This window comes from Sulfitobacter sp. 1A13421 (assembly GCF_043557285.1).
GTDB classification, from domain to species: domain Bacteria; phylum Pseudomonadota; class Alphaproteobacteria; order Rhodobacterales; family Rhodobacteraceae; genus Sulfitobacter; species Sulfitobacter faviae.
On the sequence record NZ_JBIFFQ010000001.1, the window covers coordinates 484,661 to 501,269 of the forward strand.

The following is a 16,609-nucleotide window of genomic DNA, read 5'->3' on the forward strand; positions in this document are numbered from 1 at the left end:
TTGAAATAGAGATTAATCGCTCTCGGCGAAAGCATTTCGGCCAGAAAGAAAGGCGCCGCCCCTCTTTCTGGCCATAAGTATTTTCGGTGGCCGGGGGAGTGCCCCCCGAAGCCAGTGTTTAGAAGAACGCCTGCAGGCCGGTCTGGGCGCGGCCCAGGATCAGCGCATGCACGTCATGGGTGCCCTCGTAGGTGTTCACCGTCTCAAGGTTCATCATGTGGCGGATCACTTGGAATTCGCCCGAGATGCCGTTGCCGCCGTGCATGTCACGCGACATGCGGGCGACGTCGAGCGCCTTGCCGCAGTTGTTGCGCTTCACGATTGAGATCATCTCAGGCGCGGCGTTGGCGGCATCCATCAAACGACCCACTTGCAGCGAGCCCTGAAGGCCGAGCGAGATTTCGGTCATCATGTCCGCGAGTTTCTTCTGGAACAACTGGGTCTGGGCCAGCGGCTTGTTGAACTGTTTGCGGTCGAGACCGTATTGCAGCGCGGCGTGCCAGCAGAATTCGGCGGCGCCCATCGCGCCCCAGGAGATGCCGTAGCGGGCGCGGTTGAGGCAGCCGAAGGGGCCTTTCAGACCCTGTACATTCGGCAGCAGCGCGTCTTCGCCAACTTCGACACCGTCCATGACGATCTCGCCGGTGATCGAGGCGCGCAAGGAAAGCTTGTTGCCGACCTTCGGCGCGCTCAGACCCTTCATGCCTTTTTCCAGCACAAAGCCGCGGATCTTGCCGTCATGCGCCTCGGACTTGGCCCAAACCACAAAGACATCGGCGATGGGGGAGTTCGAGATCCACATCTTGGAGCCGGTCAGCTTGTAACCATTCTCGGTCTTCACGGCGCGGGTCTTCATGCCCGCAGGGTCGGAGCCCGCATCGGGCTCGGTCAGACCAAAGCAGCCGATCCATTCGCCCGAGCAGAGCTTGGGCAGGTACTTCTGGCGCTGCTCTTCGGAGCCATAGGCATAGATGGGGTACATGACGAGGCTCGCCTGAACCGACATCATCGAGCGGTAGCCGCTGTCGACACGCTCAACCTCACGCGCGACGAGACCGTAGGACACATAGCTGCCGCCGAGACCGCCGTATTCCTCGGGGATGGTGACGCCGAGAAGGCCCATCTCGCCCATCTCGCGGAAGATCTCCGGGTCGGTCTTTTCCTTAGCAAAGGCTTCGATGACGCGCGGTTGCAGCTTTTCCTGCGCATAGGCGCGGGCGCTGTCACGGATCATCCGCTCGTCTTCGGTCAACTGGCTGTCGAGGCGGAAGGGATCCTGCCAGTCGAAGGTTCCAAGATCGGGTTTGTCCTTGGCGCGCAGCTTGGGGGCGTCAGCGGTCATGATGCATCCTTTCGGGTGATGTGATTTGCGGCAGTATTGCAAATCGGCGGCGCGAACTCTATCGCTGCTTTGTCCTGAGTTCATGAGAAAAAGTCATATGATTGCGCCGCGCCGCTTCCTGCCTTCGATCTCGGCCCTGCTGTCTTTCGAGGCGGTCGTGCGGCTCGGCACCGCCACGGCGGCGGCGCAGGAATTGAACCTGACGCAGAGCGCGGTGAGCCGTCAGATCAAGACGCTGGAGGAACAGCTGGGCGTGACGCTGATGATCCGTCAGGGGCGCCGTCTGACCCCGACGCAGGCGGGATTGGATTATGTAACGCAGGTGCGCGACATCCTGAACCGGCTGGCGCAGGCCTCGGTCTCGGCCCGGACGAACCCCACGGGGGGCACGCTTAATCTGGCGATCCTGCCTGCCTTCGGGATGCATTGGCTGGCCCCGCGCCTGCGCGATTTCGCGCGGGACCACCCGGAGGTGACGGTGAACCTATCGACCCGGCTGCGGCCCTTCGCCTTCGCGGGCAGCCGATTCGACGCCGCCATTCATTTTGGTCATGAAGATTGGCCCGGCGTGCGCTACCTGCCGCTTTTGCCGGAAACGGTGGTGGCGGTCTGCGCGCCCGATCTGCTGCCCGCACCCTTGGAGGATGCACGCGACGTGCGCCATCTGCCGCTGCTTCATCTGGAGACCCGCCCGCGCGGATGGGCGCGCTGGCTGTCCTCGCTCGGCGTGACGGATGAGCCGCCGGGCGGCATGATGTTCGACCAATTCTCGACCATGGCGCAGGCGGCGATTCACGGGCTGGGGGTGGCGCTGCTGCCGACCTTTTTCGCCCGCCCCTACCTGCGCGACGGGCAATTGGTGCTGGCCGCTTCACCCACCACGCAAAGCATCGGGAACTACTACCTCGTCTGGCCCGACGACCGCGATGAGACGGCGGCGCTTGCGTCATTCCGTGGCTGGCTCGCCCAGCAGGCGGAGCCTGCGACGGCGGGGTGAGCCGCGCAAGGCTGGCCCAAGTTATGCCGCATTTACCTTGTATGAAACCGGCTAACCCGCCCGCATCGGGCGTTCCAAAGGAGCAGATGATGCTAAGTTCATACCGCAAAAGCACCGGCGCTCTGGCCCTTGCCCTGAGCCTCTGTGCCGCTGGCGCCATGGCCGAAAGCCGCAACGTGCTGATCGTCGACGGCGCCTATTTCCCATCGCTGTCCCATGTGCAGCCAGGCGATCAAGTGGTCTTCACCAATAACGCCACCGGCAGCCATACGATCACCGGCGAGGATGAGGTTTGGACCAGCGGCCCGATCCCCGTGAACGGCAGCTACACGCTCGACATCACCGCACAGACTCCGACGCGTTTCAGCGGGCAGACTTTGGAAGAGCCTGCTTTCGAAGGGGCGATCAGCTTCGACTGAGCCCGCACCAGCATGAGCTACTCAAAGCCCCGCTTGCGACAGCGGGGCTTTGTCGTTTCAGCGCTTGGCTTTACTGGGCAAAAACGCGGTCCATATCAGCGAAACCCTTGACTTCGATCGGATTGCCCGACGGGTCGCGGAAGAACATGGTCGCTTGCTCGCCCGGCTCCCCTTCGAAACGCAGCGAGGGTTCGATCACGAAGTCGACCTCTGCGCCCTTCAGCCGCTCCGCCAGCGCCTTCCAATCCTCCATCCGCAGGACGACGCCCAGATGCGGCATCGGCACCATATGCTCACCGACCTTGCCGGTGGCCTCTGTCTTGAAAGGCTCGCCCAGATGCATGGAGATCTGGTGGCCGAAGAAGGAATAATCGACCCAAGTCTCGGTCGAACGGCCTTCGGTGCAGCCCAGCACATCGCCGTAGAAGGCGCGGGTCTCATCAAGGTCGCGGACGTTATAGGCAAGGTGGAAGGGGGTGAGCATAGCGGTCTCCTGTTTGGTTACCGCATGTGTATCCCTTGGCGGGAAAGGTGCAAGGGGCTGGCTTGCGGGGGGACGCGCAGCTTAGGCAACAGCCCGGAAACAAGGGCGTAGGCCCGGCAACTCGTAAACAAAAAGGGCGCGCTCCGCTGGACGCGCCCTCCCGCTTAGGCCCGAGGCCCTTACTTCATTTTGATGCGGCCATCGGTGTAGGGCTTGTAGCTGCCGTTCTTCGCCAGATACTCTGCCGTCACATCCGCCAGATCGGGGCCGAAGTCATAGGCATTCTCGGCGTCCTTGAACATCGCGTAGCCGTCGCCGCCATTGCGGACATAGTTGTTGGACACGGCGCCATAGGTCTTTTCGGGATCAATCGGTTCGCCACCCACCATCACATTGCTGATGCGGCTGCCGGGCTCGGCCTTGGGATCAAAGGTATAAGACATGCCCGCCACCTGCGGGAAACGGCCCGCGCCGTCTTCCAACTGGCTCACCCCGTTTTCCAAGGCTTCGATCAGGGTCGCACCGCTGATCTGGAAGGTCGAGAGCGTGTTCTGGAACGGCAGCACGGTCAGCACCTCGCCCATGGTCACCTCACCCGCGTCGATGGAGGCACGCAAGCCGCCCGCGTTGGAGATCGCCACGTCGATGCCCTGATCCTTAACCCGGTCCAGCATCGCGTCAGAGACAAGGTTGCCCATGGCGCACTCCTGCGCACGGCAGATGTCACGGCTGCCTTCGATGGTTTCCGACGTCTCGGCCACGACCTTCTGGCGCAACTCCTCCAGCGGGGCGGCGCGTTCGGCCACCAGATCGACCGTCGCCTGATCCTCTTCGACAGAAGCGTCAAGCAGGATTGGATCGCCGGAGATCGAGGTCACCTCGCCCGCATCGTCGAAGGTGACATTCACCTCGCCCAGATATTTGCTGTAGGCATAGGCCTGCACGATCGGCACGTCGTTGACCATGGTCGGGTAAGCGCCCTCGGCCCGTTCCTCGCTGTTGCTCAGAAGCGTATGAGAATGGCCGCCGACGATCAGGTCGACGCCGGTCAACTCCTCGGCCAGCCGCTTGTCGGCGGCAAGCCCCACATGTGTGAGCAGGATGATCTTGTTAACCCCGTCCTCAGTCAGCGCGTCGATCTCGGCCTGTGCCGCATCCGCTGCGGGAGAGAAGATCACCTCCGCCCCGGGCGAAGAGGTTTCGGGCGTGTCCTCGGCCAGCACCGAGACGATGCCGATCTTCTCACCGCCGACCTCAAGCACCGTGGACTTCTCGATCTCGCCGGTCAGCCCCTCGACACCGCTCACGTCGATATTGGCCGAGACAACGGGGAAATCGACCTGTGCCACGAAATCGGCCAACCCCTCGGGGCCGTCGTCAAACTCGTGGTTGCCCACGGCCATCACGTCATAGTCGAGCTTCGACATGAACTCAGCCGCCATGTCACCCTTGTAGCGCGTGTAGAAAAGCGAGCCTTGGAACCAGTCGCCCGCATCCAGCAGCAGGTGGTTCTCGCCCGCGCGTTCGCGGGCGGCTTCGATGGCGGTAACCATCCGCGCGACACCGCCAAAGCATTTGCCCTCGGCATTGTCCTCGGCGCTGCAGGGGCCGTCATATTTGCTGATCGGCTCGAACCGGTCATGGAAATCATTGGTATGCAGAATGGTCAGATTATACTCTGCCGCCGCCATGCCGCTGGTCAAAGCCAGCGCGGCGGTCGCGGTCAGGAATCGTTTCATGATAGTTCCCCTGTTGCTTGTTATGCCGGTATCGTGGCGCGGGGTTTGGCCCGTGTCAAAGGTCATATGACCTGCCCTATGGTCACCCGCGGGTCTTGACCCCGCCCCGCCCGGCGGGCATCAGAAGCCATGCTGATTTTCAAAATATTCCGCGCGGACGAATGGGCTGCGCTGCGCAAGAACGGGGTCTCGGACGGGGCGCCTATCGATGTTACCGATGGCTATGTGCACATCTCCACCGCCGAACAGGCCGCTGAGACTGCCGCCAAACATTTCAAGGGGGAGGACGGTCTGTTCCTTCTCGCGCTTGAGACCGACGATCTGGGTGATGCGCTGAAATGGGAACCCTCGCGCGGCGGTGCGCTTTTCCCCCATCTCTACCGCCCGCTCAAGATCGAAGACGTGGTCTGGGCGCAGCCTTTGCCGTTGATCGACGGCGTGCATGAATTCCCCGCCGGATTGGACGAGGCGAGCGCGTGACGCCGCTGCTGGAAAGGCTGGGCCTGCGGGCGCTGCACCGGGTCGATCCCGAAGCGGCCCATGGTCTGGCGATCCGCGCGCTGCGAGCGGGGCTTGCGCCCGCGCCGGGGCCGCAGACTTCGGCGCGGCTGCACACCACGCTTGCCGGGCTGGACCTGCCGAACCCTGTCGGGTTGGCGGCGGGGTTTGACAAGAATGCCACCGCGATCGCCCCCCTCTCCCGCGCCGGTTTCGGCTTTGTCGAAGTGGGGGCCGCCACGCCCCTGCCCCAACCCGGCAATCCGCGCCCGCGTCTCTTTCGCCTGACCAAGGATCGCGCCGCGATCAACCGTTTCGGCTTTAACAACGAGGGGATGGAGGCGATCTGCGCCCGGCTTTCGCGCCGGGGTGCGGGGGTGCCGGTGGGGCTGAACCTTGGTGCGAACAAGACCAGCAAAGACCGCGCCGCCGACTTTGCCCGCGTGATGACCGCCGCGCGCAATCACGTGGATTTCGCGACGGTCAATGTCTCGTCCCCCAATACCGAAAAGCTGCGCGACCTTCAGGGTAAAGCGGCACTCTCGGCCCTGCTCGAAGGGGTGATGGACGTGCGCGGCGCCACGCCGGTTTTCCTGAAAATCGCCCCCGACCTTAGCGAAGCCGAGATTGAGGATGTGGCCGAGGTTGCCCAAAATTCGGGCGTTGCTGCCATCATCGCGACCAATACCACGCTTGACCGGACCGGCCTTGCCAGCGCCCATGCAGGCGAAGCGGGTGGTCTGTCGGGTGCGCCGCTGTTCGACCGCTCGACCCGCGTCTTGGCGCGGCTGGCGGGGCTGACGGATATTCCGCTGATCGGCGTCGGCGGGGTGTCGGACGCGCAGACCGCCTATGCCAAGATCTGCGCCGGAGCCTCTGCCCTGCAACTTTACACCGCGCTGGTCTTCGGCGGTCTCGGACTGGTGCGAGAGATCACCACCGGGCTGGATGCACTCTTGGCCCGCGATGGTTTTGCCAGCGTGGCCGAGGCCGTGGGCAGCAAACGCGAGGACTGGCTATGATCACCCTATGGCACAACCCGCGCTGTTCGAAATCGCGGCAGACGCTGGCGCTGATCGAAGCGGCGGGAATGGAGGCAACTCTCCGCCGCTACCTCGAAGACGCGCCGACGCAGGCTGAGATCATTGCCGCCCGCGACGCCCTTGGCCTGGCCGCGATCGAGATGATGCGGACGGGCGAAAAGCTGTTCAAAGAGTTGGACCTGACCAAGGACAGCCCCGAAGAGACGCTGATCGATGCCATGGCCGCCCATCCGATCCTGATCGAGCGCCCCATTGCCTTTGCCCAGAACCGCGCCGTGATCGGCCGCCCGCCCGAAGCGGTGCAGGCGCTGCTCTAGCCCGCCGCGCGTTCCAACGCCGGGTAGCGCAGCGCCAGCGTGATGCCGCGCACCACGAAGGACACCAAAAGCGATATCCAAAGCCCGTGATTGCCCAGGCTCGGCACCAATGCCTGCGCGGTCACGGCATAGATCAGAAACGACACAAGCATCATATTGCGCATGTCGCGCGACCGCGTGGCGCCGATGAAGATGCCGTCGAACATATAGGCCGCACAGCCCAGCAGCGGTGCCGCGACCATATAGGGCAAATAGACCCGGGCAAGCTCTTGCACCTGCGGGGCCTTGGCCATCAGGTCGATAATCGCGCCGCCGCTGGCGGCAAAGACCACCGCCAACAGCAGGCTGACCAACAGCGCCCAAGCGGAAGTCAGCACCGCCCCGCGCCGCAGCACATCACGCTGCCCCGCCCCGTAGGCCCGGCCAATGATCGCCTCGGCGGCGAAGGCGAAACCGTCCAGCCCGTAGGAGGTGATCATCAGGAATTGCAGCAGCACCTGATTGGCCGCCAAGGTCACATCGCCCAAGCCCGACCCCATGAAGAGAAAGGAGACAAAGATCGCCTGCAACAAAAGCGAGCGGATCAGGATATCGGTGTTCACCTGCATCATGCGCGTCCAGCGCGGCCCGTCAAAGACCTGTGCCCAATCGCGCCACGCCACCCCCGCGAAAGCCGCGCGGCAGAACCACAGGCCCAAGGCCGCCCCGCTCCACTCCGCGAGGAAGGTGGCGATGGCCACGCCCTCCACGCCCCAGCCGAGACCCAGCACGAACCACAGATCCAGCAGAATGTTCAGCCCGTTCATCCAGACCTGCAACACCAGCACGGCGCGGCTGCGCTCCTGCGCGATGAGCCAGCCGGTGATCGCATAGATCGAGATGGCGGCGGGCGCAGACCAGATGCGGATCGCCATATATTGCCGCGCCAGCCCCTCGACCTCGGGCGATCCAGGAGCGATTTGGAACGAGGCCCAGAAAAGCGGCCATTGCAATGCCATCAAGGCCAGCCCCGCCCCCGCGCCGATCAAAAGCCCGCGCGTCAGCAATGCGGCGACCTCGCCCTCTTCGCCATTGCCCGCCGCCTGCGCGGTGAGGCCCACGGTGCCCATCCGCAGAAAGCCGAAAATCCAGTAAAGCGCCGAGAGGATGATCGCCCCCAGCCCCACCGCGCCGATGGGGGCGGCGGCGCCCATCTGCCCCACCACGCCGGTATCGACCGCGCCGAGGATCGGCACGGTGGCGTTGGAGATGACAATGGGAACGGCGATCTTGAGCACGCGGCGGTGGGTCACCACATCACGCGCCGCCAGCGTGCCACGCTCAACCGCGCGCACCTCTGCCTCGGTCAGCGGCTCGGTCTCTGATTGCGGCTCAGCCACGCCGTTGCGGCATCAGGAAATGGCCCGTGGCCTGCGCGAAAATACGGCTGCGGTTGTCCTGCCACGCTTCGACATGGACACTTGCGTAACGCCGCCCCGACCGGTTGATCCGCGCCCGCGCATAGGCATCGCGCGGCAGACCCGAGCGCAGGTAGTCCACGGTGAAATCGATCGTCTTGGGCAGCCGGGGCAGGTGGTCGGCATCCAGATTGTCCAGATCAAGCGCGCCGCTCTCCATATCCTCCCAGATCAGCCCCCAGCTGAGGGTGATGATCGCGGTCGCCTCAAGAAAGGCCGCCGTGGCCCCGCCGTGCAGGGCAGGCAGGATCGGGTTGCCGATCAGTTGCTCGGAAAACGGCATGATGCCGGTCAGCTCATCGCCACAGCGCTCGAACTCGATGCTCAGAAAACGGATATAGGGCACGCCTTCGACCATGGCGCGCAGCACCCCGTCGCGGCGTTGCTTGATGACCTGAACCGGCTCCGGCTTGCGACGTGTGGTCATGTGTGCCCCTCCACGGTGAAAGTGCCGGTCGCTGTGGCGACAAGGTTGTCGGCGTCCTCATCCGTCGTCGTGGCCCGCACGAAGGCCACCGAACGGGTGACGTGATAGCAGGTCGCGCGGGTGATGATCGTCTGCCCCGGGGTGGCCGCGCGCAGATATTCGATCCTGAGATCCATCGTGGCAGTGGCCGCGGGGTTGCTGGGGTGGCTCATCACCGCGGCCCCGCAGCAAGTGTCCATCAGCGCCGAGACCGCCCCGCCGCTGATCACCCCGGTCTGCGGGTCGCCGATCAGTTTGTCGTCATAGGGCATGGTGATCACGGCAGAGCCATCGCCCAACTCCTGCAACTCCATCCCCAGTGCCATGGAATGGGGCAGCGCCTGAATGAACTGTCGCGCCAGCTTTAATTTGTCGGACATGCAACCCAACCCTCTGCCTCTGGTTTTGTCCTTTATCAGGGCGAGATAGCCAAAGGGCAAGACCGCCTGTTGCGCATCCCCGCGCGTGACCATAGTTTGCCGGAAGGGAGAAGATGCTTTGGACGATGAACGCCTGACATTCAAAGAGATGTGCGCGGCATTTGACGTGACGCCACGCACGTTGCGCTATTACGAGTATATCGAATTGCTGCAACCGCACCGTGAGGGGCGCTCGCGTTTCTATGGCCCGCGCGAACGGGCGCGGATGAAGCTGATCCTACGTGGCCGCAAGTTCGGCTTCGCGCTGGAAGATATCCGACAGTGGCTGTTGATCTATGAAAAAGAGGGGACCGAGGCGCAGATGCGCACTTGGGTCACCATGGCCGATGGGCAGTTGGAAGAACTGGCCGAGCAGCGCCGCCAGTTGGACGAAGCCATGGCGGAATTGCAAAAACTGCGCGACGAAACCGCCGCGGCCATCGCCTCGGACAAGAGCTGAGCGGCGGGCTCAGCGGCTGTTGCGCTGCGCCAACTGCCCGATGAGCATCTGCAAATCCGCCGTGATCCGGATGAGATCGGACACCACATCCGCGCTCGCGTCTCCGGCCAGATCGAATGCGCCGTTTTCGATGGTCTCGGACGCGCCTTTCAGTTCTGCAACCACGCGCGCGCGCGTTTCTGCCACAGAACCGCTTTCAGCCCCGCTACCTGTCTGCTCTTGTTTTTCTGACATGCCTGGTGCCTCTTTAGGTCGAGCGCCCGCACCTACAGCCCCCACGACGTGGGGTCATGTCACGCAGTCACGCGACAGCGACGCGAGGTCAACCTTGCCCTAGGGCGCGCCCTCTTTCGGGCGGCGCAGCAGCCCCGCCCCCAGCCCGCGAATGGCCGCGGTCGTGCGGTCATTCACCTCAAGTTTGGAGAAAATCCGCCGCACAATCGTATCGACCGTATGGGGCGAAATCCCAAGTATCTCTGCAATGACCCCGTTACTTTTGCCCGTGGCAATCCACTCCAACACCTCGACCTCGCGCGGGGACAGGCCGAAGTCCCGCGGCGATTGGCTTTCGGCCAAGACGCAATAGCGCAGATGCGCGATCTGGGCGGCGCTGAGAAGTTTGTACAACGCCTCCGGCGACAGACGCGCCTGTTTGGCGGCAAACCCCAGTCCTACCACGGCGGAATCCCTGCCCGGGCCATGCACCCTAAGCGAAATGCCGTCATTCGGGTAGCGCCGCATCAATCCTTTCATGTAGAGGCCTTCCGCAGAGGTAAGCCGCGCCGTGCGGGCCACATCCGACCAGTAAATCGGCATCACCTGCTGCCGGGCCAGCGCCTCGACCGGGCTTTCGCGCAATTTCTCCACATCCAGAAATTGCGAATGCCACTGCGCCCCCACCGCGCCCGTTCCGTCGAACTTATAAAGGATCGCAGGCGCGCCGGGGCTGTCGCCATGATAGCTGACCAGATCAATTCCAAGACCTTGATAATAGGCAAGGCCGCAAGCCAGAAGACGCGCCGCGGAGGTGGCGTTCTGCGCACAGTGAACCAATCCGTCCAACGTCTCCGGCCCATTTTGATTTAGGTTTGCCATCTCCCACCTGTTCTAATGCCCAGCGCCATGGCGGCGGCGCACGCCCATCATCCTTTCAAACCTAAAGGAAATTACCCTGCGCATAAAGTGACGCAACGTATCACTTACGTCAACGTCAACTCCCATTGTATCAGAAATGACAGCCCCCAACTGAAGTCATGAAACGACGATTGGAGAGTGATGAGATGACTGCCGACACGCTGACCATTCGCCAGATGTGCGACGCTTTCGAAGTGACCCCGCGGACCCTGCGGTTCTACGAAGCGAAAGAGCTGCTCTTCCCATTGCGCGAGGGCCAGAAACGCCTGTTCACCAAAAGCGATCGCGCCCGGCTCAAGCTGATCCTGCGCGGCAAGCGCTTTGGCTTCAGCCTCGAAGAAATTCGCCAGTTGCTCGACCTTTATCATATGGGCGACCAGCAACAGACGCAGATCGCCGCGGCCTATGAGATCGCCCGCGCCCGTCTGGCCGACCTCGAGTCGCGCCGCGAAGAGCTGAACGAGGCCATCGAAGACCTCAAGGACCAGTTGAAATGGGGGGAAAAGATGATCGCCTCCATGAACCAACCCCGCCGCGCCGCCGAATAACCCCGGCGACGCCGCCCCTCACATCCATAAAAAGACGACCCGGAGAGCAAAGATGCCCAGTTACACAGCCCCCACCAAAGACCTGCAATTCGTTCTGCACGACGTGCTGAAGGTGACCGAAAGCAAGACCCCCGGCTATGATGAGCTGGAGCCTGATTTCACCTCCGCCATCCTAGAAGAGGCGGGCAAGCTCACCTCCGAAGTGCTCGCCCCGCTGAACGTCGTGGGCGACAAGGAAGGCTGCCGTTTGGAAAACGGCGTCGTCTACACGCCCAAGGGGTTCAAGGAAGCCTTTGAAAAGGTGAAAGAAGGCGGCTGGCCCGGCCTTGACATGCCCGAAGCCTACGGCGGGCAGAACATGCCTTACGTCCTCGGCACCGCCGTGGGCGAGATGTTCTCGGCGGCGAACCAAGCCTTCACCATGTACCAAGGTCTGACCCATGGCGCGGCCTCGGCGATCCTTGCCCATGGCACCGACGCGCAGAAGGACACCTACCTGCCCAAGATGGTCTCCTGCGAATGGACCGGCACCATGAACCTGACTGAGCCGCATTGCGGCACCGATCTGGGCCTGATGCGCACCAAGGCGGCCCCGCAGGACGATGGCAGCTACAAGATCTCTGGCCAGAAGATCTTCATCTCCTCGGGTGAGCATGACATGGCCGACAACATCATCCACCTCGTGCTGGCCAAAATCGAAGGCGGGCCTGAGGGCATCAAGGGCGTGTCGCTCTTCATCGTGCCCAAGTTCATGGTCAACGAAGATGGGTCTTTGGGGGAGCGTAACGGCGTCTCCGTCGGCTCCATCGAAGAGAAAATGGGCATCCATGGCAACTCGACCTGCGTGATGAACTACGACGGCGCCACTGGCTATCTGCTGGGGACCGAACACAAGGGCATGCGCGCCATGTTCACCATGATGAACGAAGCCCGCGTCGGCGTCGGCATGCAGGGTCTGGCTCAGGCCGAGGTGGCCTATCAAAACGCGCTGGAATACGCCAAGGACCGCCTGCAGGGCCGTGCCGTCACCGGTGCCGTCGCCCCCGAAAAACCCGCCGATCCGCTGATCGTGCACCCCGACATCCGCCGTTCGCTGATGGACCAGAAAAGCTTTGTCGAAGCCGCCCGTGCCTTCATCCTCTGGGGGGCCACGATGATCGACGCGGCGCACCGCGCCGAGGATAAGGACGCCGATGGCCTCGTCTCGCTGCTCACCCCGGTCATCAAGGGCTTCCTGACCGACCAAGGCTACGACATGACCGTGAAGGCGCAGCAGGTCTACGGCGGCCACGGCTATATCGAGGAATGGGGCATGTCCCAATTTACTCGCGACGCCCGCATCGCCCAGATCTACGAAGGCGCCAACGGCGTGCAAGCGCTCGACCTCGTCGGCCGCAAGCTGGCGCAGGACGGTGGCAAGCACGTGATGGCCTTCTTCGACCTGGTAAAGGGCTTCATCAAGGAGAACGCCGGTCAGGATGCCGAGTTCGACGCCGCCTTCCTCGACCCGCTCAAAGCGGCCAGCAAGGACCTGCAATCGGCGGGCATGTACTTCATGCAGAACGGCGTGAAGAACCCCAACAACGCGCTCGCGGGGTCCAACGACTTCATGCACATGTTCGGCCATGTCTGCCTTGGCCTGATGTGGGCAAAGATGGGTCTGGCAGCGAAAGAAGCGCTGAAGAACGGCAACGGCGACGCCGCCTTCTACGAGACCAAGCTGGCCACCGGGCGCTACTATATGGCGCGCCAACTGCCCGCCACGGCCTTGCACCTGACCCGCATCCAATCGGGCGCGGATACGGTCATGGCGCTGGAGGCCGCAAACTTCTAAAACGGGGGGTGGGGGCAAGCCCCCCACCCTGCCCAACACCCGGAGAGACCATGCCCAAACGCTTCCGCCTGACCCGCCGCTTCCCCGTCGCCATGACCGAGGAGGGCTACCGCAGGCTAAAGAAGTTCAGCACCGACGCAGGTCTTGATGAGGGGGAAGCGCTGTCGTTCCTGTTCGAGAATTTCAACTCGGTCATGAACGAGGAAAACCTGATTGCGCGGCTGCGCCTGTTCAACGCCGAACTGGACGCCCGCAAACGCTGAACCCTTGGGGAGGGGGCCAGAAGATGCAGACCAAAACATCCAGCTGGATGACCGAAGAACACCAGATGATCGCCGACATGACGGCGCAGTTCATCAACACCGAATGGGCGCCGCATTTCGAAAAATGGCGCAAGCAGGGCCAGATGGACCGCGACACATGGGCGCAAGCCGGTGAACTCGGCCTGCTCTGCCCCTCGGTGCCCGAAGAATACGGCGGCGCTGGTGGCGACTTCGGCCATGAGGCCGCGATCCTGATCGAAGGCTCGCGCGCCAACCTCGCCTCTTGGGGCCACGGCATCCACTCCGGCATCGTGGCGCATTACATCCTCGCCTATGGCACCGAGGACCAGAAAAAACGCTGGCTGCCTAAGATGGTCTCGGGCGAGCTGGTCGGCGCACTGGCGATGACTGAACCCTCGACCGGCTCGGACGTGCAGCGCATCAAGACCAAGGCGATCCGCGAGGGCAACGCCTACAAACTCTCGGGTCAAAAGACCTTCATCACCAACGGCCAGCACGCCAATCTGATCATCGTGGCGGCCAAGACCGACCCCAAGGAAGGCTCCAAGGGCGTGTCGCTCGTCGTCGTGGAAACCGACAAGGCCGAAGGCTTCCAACGCGGCCGCAACCTCGACAAGATCGGCCTGCATGCGGCGGATACTTCCGAGCTTTTCTTCGACAACGTCGAAATCCCGCCCGAAAACATCCTCGGCCAGAACGAGGGCCAAGGCTTCTACCAAATGATGCAGCAACTGCCGCAGGAACGGCTGATCATCGGCTGCGGCGCGGTGGGCGCGATGGAAGGCGCAGTGGCGCGCACGGTACAATACTGCAAGGAACGCGAGGCCTTCGGCGGCCCGCTGACCCAGTTCCAGAACACCCGCTTTCAACTCGCCGAGGTCAAAACCAAGACCGCGGTGGCCCGCGCCTTCCTCGATGAATGTATCGCGGAACACCTGCGCGGCGAACTCAGCGTCGACAAGGCGGCGATGCAGAAATACTGGCTCACCGACACTCAAGGCGAGGTGCTGGATGTCTGCTTGCAGATGCACGGCGGCTACGGCTTCATGCAGGAATATGCCGTGGGCGAAATGTGGGCCGACGCGCGGGTGCAGCGCATTTACGGCGGTACCAACGAGATCATGAAGGAACTGATCGCGCGCAACCTCTGACCGCGCGCGGGTTGAAACACCGGCGCAGAGGTATTTGAAAAAGGATGAAGATAAGGCGCCCCCTGCCCCCTTCATCCTTTCACAAATACCTTCCGACATTTCAGCGGGCGCCGACAGAAGAGGAGGAATGACAGGTGACCATACAGCTTTATTGCTTTGGCGAATCGGGCAACGCCTACAAGGCGGCGCTGGCGCTCGAATTGTCGGGGCTCGACTGGGAGCCGGTGAAGGTGGACTTCTTCGGTGGCCAGACGCGTCAGCCCGATTACCGCGCGCAGATCAACAACATGGGCGAGGCACCGGTGATGATCGACGGCGATCTTCGGCTCACCCAATCGGGCGTAATTCAGGATTACGTCGCGGAAAAGACGGGCAAATTCGGCGGGCGCGACGCGACGGAACGGCGCGAAATCCTGCGGTGGGTGCTATGGGATAACCACAAGCTTAGCTCCGTTGCCGGGATGACCCGTTTTCTGATGAACTTCCTGCCCGAAGACAAACGCCCCGCCGAGGTCATCGCCTTCAACCAGGGCCGGCTCAAGGCGGCCTACGGCGTGCTGAACGACCATCTCGACGGCCGCGATTGGATCGCGGGCGACGACATCACCAACGCGGACCTCAGCTGCTGCGGGTATCTTTATTACCCCGAGCCTTTCGGTTTCGACCGCAGGGACTGGCCCCATATCGACGCGTGGCTTACGCGTCTGAGCGAAACACCGGGCTGGAAAGCCCCCTATGATTTGATGCCCGGCAGCCCTGCTGACCGCGCCTGACCCGGAGGACATGACATGACCCAAGACGTATACATCTACGACGCCCTGCGCACCCCGCGCGGCAAGGGCCGCAAGGACGGCGCCCTGCACGAGGTGACCTCGCTGCGGCTCTCGGCCCAGACCCTGAACGCCGTGAAGGAGCGCAACAACCTCGAAGGCCATGCCGTCGAGGACGTGATCTGGGGCAACGTCACCCAGGTGATGGAACAGGGCGGCTGCTTGGCACGCTCGGCGGTGCTGGCCTCGGACCTTGATGAGCGCATCCCGGGTCTGGCCATCAACCGTTTCTGCGCCTCCGGGATGGAGGCCGTGAACCTCGCGGCGAACCAAGTGAAGGGCGGCGCTGGCAATGGCTATATCGCCGGTGGTGTCGAGATGATGGGCCGCGTCGCCATGGGCAGCGATGGTGCCGCGATCGCCGTGGACCCGACGCTGGCGATGGAGAAATACTTCGTGCCGCAGGGCATCTCGGCGGATATCATCGCCACCGAGTTCGGCTTTTCGCGGGACGAGGCCGACCAACTGGCCATGCAGTCCCAGCAGCGCGCCGCGCGGGCCTGGGAAGAGGGGCGCTTCGACAAATCCGTCATCACCGTGCGCGACCAGAACGGTCTCGCGATCCTCGACCGTGACGAATACATGCGCCCGCAGACCGATATGCAGAGCCTTGGTGGTCTGAACCCCGCCTTCCAGCAGATGGGTGAGGTCATGCCCGGCTTCGACAAGGTCGCGCTGATGAAATACCCGCATCTGGAGAGGATCAACCACATCCATCATGCGGGCAACTCGTCGGGCATCGTCGATGGTGCCGCCGCTGTCTTGATCGGCAACAAGGAGTTCGGCGAGCAGCATGGGCTGAAGCCCCGCGCCCGCATCCGCGCCACCGCCAAGATCGGCACCGATCCCACCATCATGCTGACCGGCCCGGTGCCGGTGACCGAGAAAATCCTCAAGGACAACGGCATGACCATCGGCGACATCGATCTGTTCGAGGTCAACGAGGCTTTCGCCGCCGTGGTGCTGCGCTTCATGCAGGCCTTCGACGTGGATGACAGCAAGGTCAACGTGAACGGCGGCGGCATCGCCATGGGCCACCCCCTGGGCGCCACCGGCGCCATGATCATCGGCATCCTGCTCGATGAGATGGAGCGCGCCGACAAAGAAGTGGGGCTGGCCACGCTCTGCATCGCGTCCGGCATGGGTGCCGCCACCATCATCGAGCGCGTGTGAGCCGCGAAGGGAGC

20 protein-coding genes are annotated in these 16,609 nt (G+C 63.1%); 12 read left to right on the forward strand and 8 right to left on the reverse strand.

Annotated features, from left to right (window positions below; genetic code table 11):
- Positions 1-118: 118 nt before the first annotated feature.
- Positions 119-1,342, reverse strand: coding sequence for an acyl-CoA dehydrogenase (locus tag ACGYLI_RS02380; RefSeq protein WP_394416806.1), 1,224 nt, complete (start codon positions 1,340-1,342; stop codon positions 119-121).
- 97 nt (positions 1,343-1,439) lie between these two features.
- On the opposite strand from ACGYLI_RS02380, the gene ACGYLI_RS02385 reads away from it, so the two are divergent.
- Both ACGYLI_RS02385 and ACGYLI_RS02390 read left to right on the forward strand, forming a co-directional pair.
- Complete coding sequence (locus ACGYLI_RS02385; protein ID WP_067263618.1) at positions 1,440-2,339, forward strand: LysR substrate-binding domain-containing protein; 900 nt, start codon at positions 1,440-1,442, stop codon at positions 2,337-2,339.
- 89 nt (positions 2,340-2,428) lie between these two features.
- Positions 2,429-2,758 carry a hypothetical protein gene (locus ACGYLI_RS02390; protein WP_394416808.1) on the forward strand — a complete coding sequence of 110 codons (330 nt, stop codon included), beginning with the start codon at positions 2,429-2,431 and terminating at the stop codon, positions 2,756-2,758.
- Between the two features lie 70 nt (positions 2,759-2,828).
- Here ACGYLI_RS02390 and ACGYLI_RS02395 read toward each other — a convergent pair whose 3' ends face one another.
- Together ACGYLI_RS02395 and ACGYLI_RS02400 are read right to left on the reverse strand one after the other, a co-directional pair.
- The gene (locus ACGYLI_RS02395; protein ID WP_271688085.1) at positions 2,829-3,242 is read right to left on the reverse strand and encodes a VOC family protein; all 414 of its coding nucleotides are present in this window, start codon (positions 3,240-3,242) and stop codon (positions 2,829-2,831) included.
- 179 nt (positions 3,243-3,421) lie between these two features.
- Entirely contained in the window at positions 3,422-4,981 is a 1,560-nt protein-coding gene (locus ACGYLI_RS02400) for a bifunctional metallophosphatase/5'-nucleotidase (protein WP_394416810.1), read from the reverse strand.
- A 129-nt stretch (positions 4,982-5,110) separates the two neighbouring features.
- On the opposite strand from ACGYLI_RS02400, the gene ACGYLI_RS02405 reads away from it, so the two are divergent.
- Genes ACGYLI_RS02405 through arsC form a run of 3 tightly spaced genes read left to right on the forward strand, consistent with a single transcriptional unit; the run spans position 5,111 to position 6,839 of the window.
- Positions 5,111-5,461 (forward strand): DUF952 domain-containing protein, encoded by a 351-nt coding sequence (locus ACGYLI_RS02405; protein WP_394416812.1) that lies wholly within the window; start codon positions 5,111-5,113, stop codon positions 5,459-5,461.
- Positions 5,462-5,466: 5 nt separating this feature from the next.
- Entirely contained in the window at positions 5,467-6,501 is a 1,035-nt protein-coding gene (locus ACGYLI_RS02410; protein WP_394417137.1) for a quinone-dependent dihydroorotate dehydrogenase, read from the forward strand.
- Positions 6,498-6,839, forward strand: coding sequence for an arsenate reductase (glutaredoxin) (arsC, locus tag ACGYLI_RS02415; protein WP_394416814.1), 342 nt, complete (start codon positions 6,498-6,500; stop codon positions 6,837-6,839). The genes ACGYLI_RS02410 and arsC overlap by 4 nt, the downstream gene beginning before the upstream one ends.
- Here the strand turns inward: arsC and ACGYLI_RS02420 are convergent.
- From ACGYLI_RS02420 to ACGYLI_RS02430, 3 genes are read right to left on the reverse strand one after another with little or no spacing between them, the layout of a single operon-like run.
- Positions 6,836-8,188: an MATE family efflux transporter gene (locus ACGYLI_RS02420; RefSeq protein ID WP_394417139.1), complete on the reverse strand. Its 1,353-nt coding sequence runs from the start codon at positions 8,186-8,188 to the stop codon at positions 6,836-6,838. The genes arsC and ACGYLI_RS02420 overlap by 4 nt on opposite strands.
- A gap of 22 nt (positions 8,189-8,210) precedes the next feature.
- On the reverse strand, positions 8,211-8,723 hold the full coding sequence (locus ACGYLI_RS02425) for a PaaI family thioesterase (RefSeq protein WP_394416816.1): 513 nt from the start codon (positions 8,721-8,723) through the stop codon (positions 8,211-8,213).
- Entirely contained in the window at positions 8,720-9,142 is a 423-nt protein-coding gene (locus ACGYLI_RS02430; protein ID WP_067261213.1) for a PaaI family thioesterase, read from the reverse strand. The genes ACGYLI_RS02425 and ACGYLI_RS02430 overlap by 4 nt, the downstream gene beginning before the upstream one ends.
- A gap of 118 nt (positions 9,143-9,260) precedes the next feature.
- Here ACGYLI_RS02430 and ACGYLI_RS02435 point away from each other — a divergent pair, with 118 nt between their 5' ends.
- Positions 9,261-9,641: a MerR family DNA-binding transcriptional regulator gene (locus ACGYLI_RS02435; RefSeq protein ID WP_394416818.1), complete on the forward strand. Its 381-nt coding sequence runs from the start codon at positions 9,261-9,263 to the stop codon at positions 9,639-9,641.
- 9 nt (positions 9,642-9,650) lie between these two features.
- Here the strand turns inward: ACGYLI_RS02435 and ACGYLI_RS02440 are convergent, their stop codons facing one another.
- Together ACGYLI_RS02440 and ACGYLI_RS02445 are read right to left on the reverse strand one after the other, a co-directional pair.
- Positions 9,651-9,875: a hypothetical protein gene (locus tag ACGYLI_RS02440; RefSeq protein WP_394410299.1), complete on the reverse strand. Its 225-nt coding sequence runs from the start codon at positions 9,873-9,875 to the stop codon at positions 9,651-9,653.
- Positions 9,876-9,974: 99 nt separating this feature from the next.
- Positions 9,975-10,736, reverse strand: a complete 762-nt coding sequence (locus tag ACGYLI_RS02445; protein WP_394416820.1) for a LuxR C-terminal-related transcriptional regulator — start codon at positions 10,734-10,736, stop codon at positions 9,975-9,977.
- A gap of 185 nt (positions 10,737-10,921) precedes the next feature.
- On the opposite strand from ACGYLI_RS02445, the gene ACGYLI_RS02450 reads away from it, so the two are divergent.
- The 6 genes from ACGYLI_RS02450 (at position 10,922) to ACGYLI_RS02475 (ending at position 16,595) form a co-directional block, all read left to right on the forward strand.
- The gene (locus ACGYLI_RS02450; protein WP_067261195.1) at positions 10,922-11,323 is read left to right on the forward strand and encodes a MerR family DNA-binding transcriptional regulator; all 402 of its coding nucleotides are present in this window, start codon (positions 10,922-10,924) and stop codon (positions 11,321-11,323) included.
- Between the two features lie 52 nt (positions 11,324-11,375).
- The gene (locus tag ACGYLI_RS02455; RefSeq protein WP_394416822.1) at positions 11,376-13,157 is read left to right on the forward strand and encodes an acyl-CoA dehydrogenase C-terminal domain-containing protein; all 1,782 of its coding nucleotides are present in this window, start codon (positions 11,376-11,378) and stop codon (positions 13,155-13,157) included.
- A gap of 50 nt (positions 13,158-13,207) precedes the next feature.
- On the forward strand, positions 13,208-13,420 hold the full coding sequence (locus ACGYLI_RS02460) for a hypothetical protein (RefSeq protein ID WP_067261198.1): 213 nt from the start codon (positions 13,208-13,210) through the stop codon (positions 13,418-13,420).
- Between the two features lie 23 nt (positions 13,421-13,443).
- Entirely contained in the window at positions 13,444-14,592 is a 1,149-nt protein-coding gene (locus tag ACGYLI_RS02465; RefSeq protein ID WP_394416824.1) for an acyl-CoA dehydrogenase family protein, read from the forward strand.
- Positions 14,593-14,726: 134 nt separating this feature from the next.
- A complete protein-coding gene (locus tag ACGYLI_RS02470) occupies positions 14,727-15,365 on the forward strand; it encodes a glutathione S-transferase family protein (RefSeq protein ID WP_394416826.1) in 639 nt (212 codons plus the stop codon).
- Positions 15,366-15,380: 15 nt separating this feature from the next.
- Positions 15,381-16,595, forward strand: coding sequence for an acetyl-CoA C-acetyltransferase (locus ACGYLI_RS02475; RefSeq protein ID WP_209218222.1), 1,215 nt, complete (start codon positions 15,381-15,383; stop codon positions 16,593-16,595).
- Positions 16,596-16,609 lie beyond the last annotated feature (14 nt).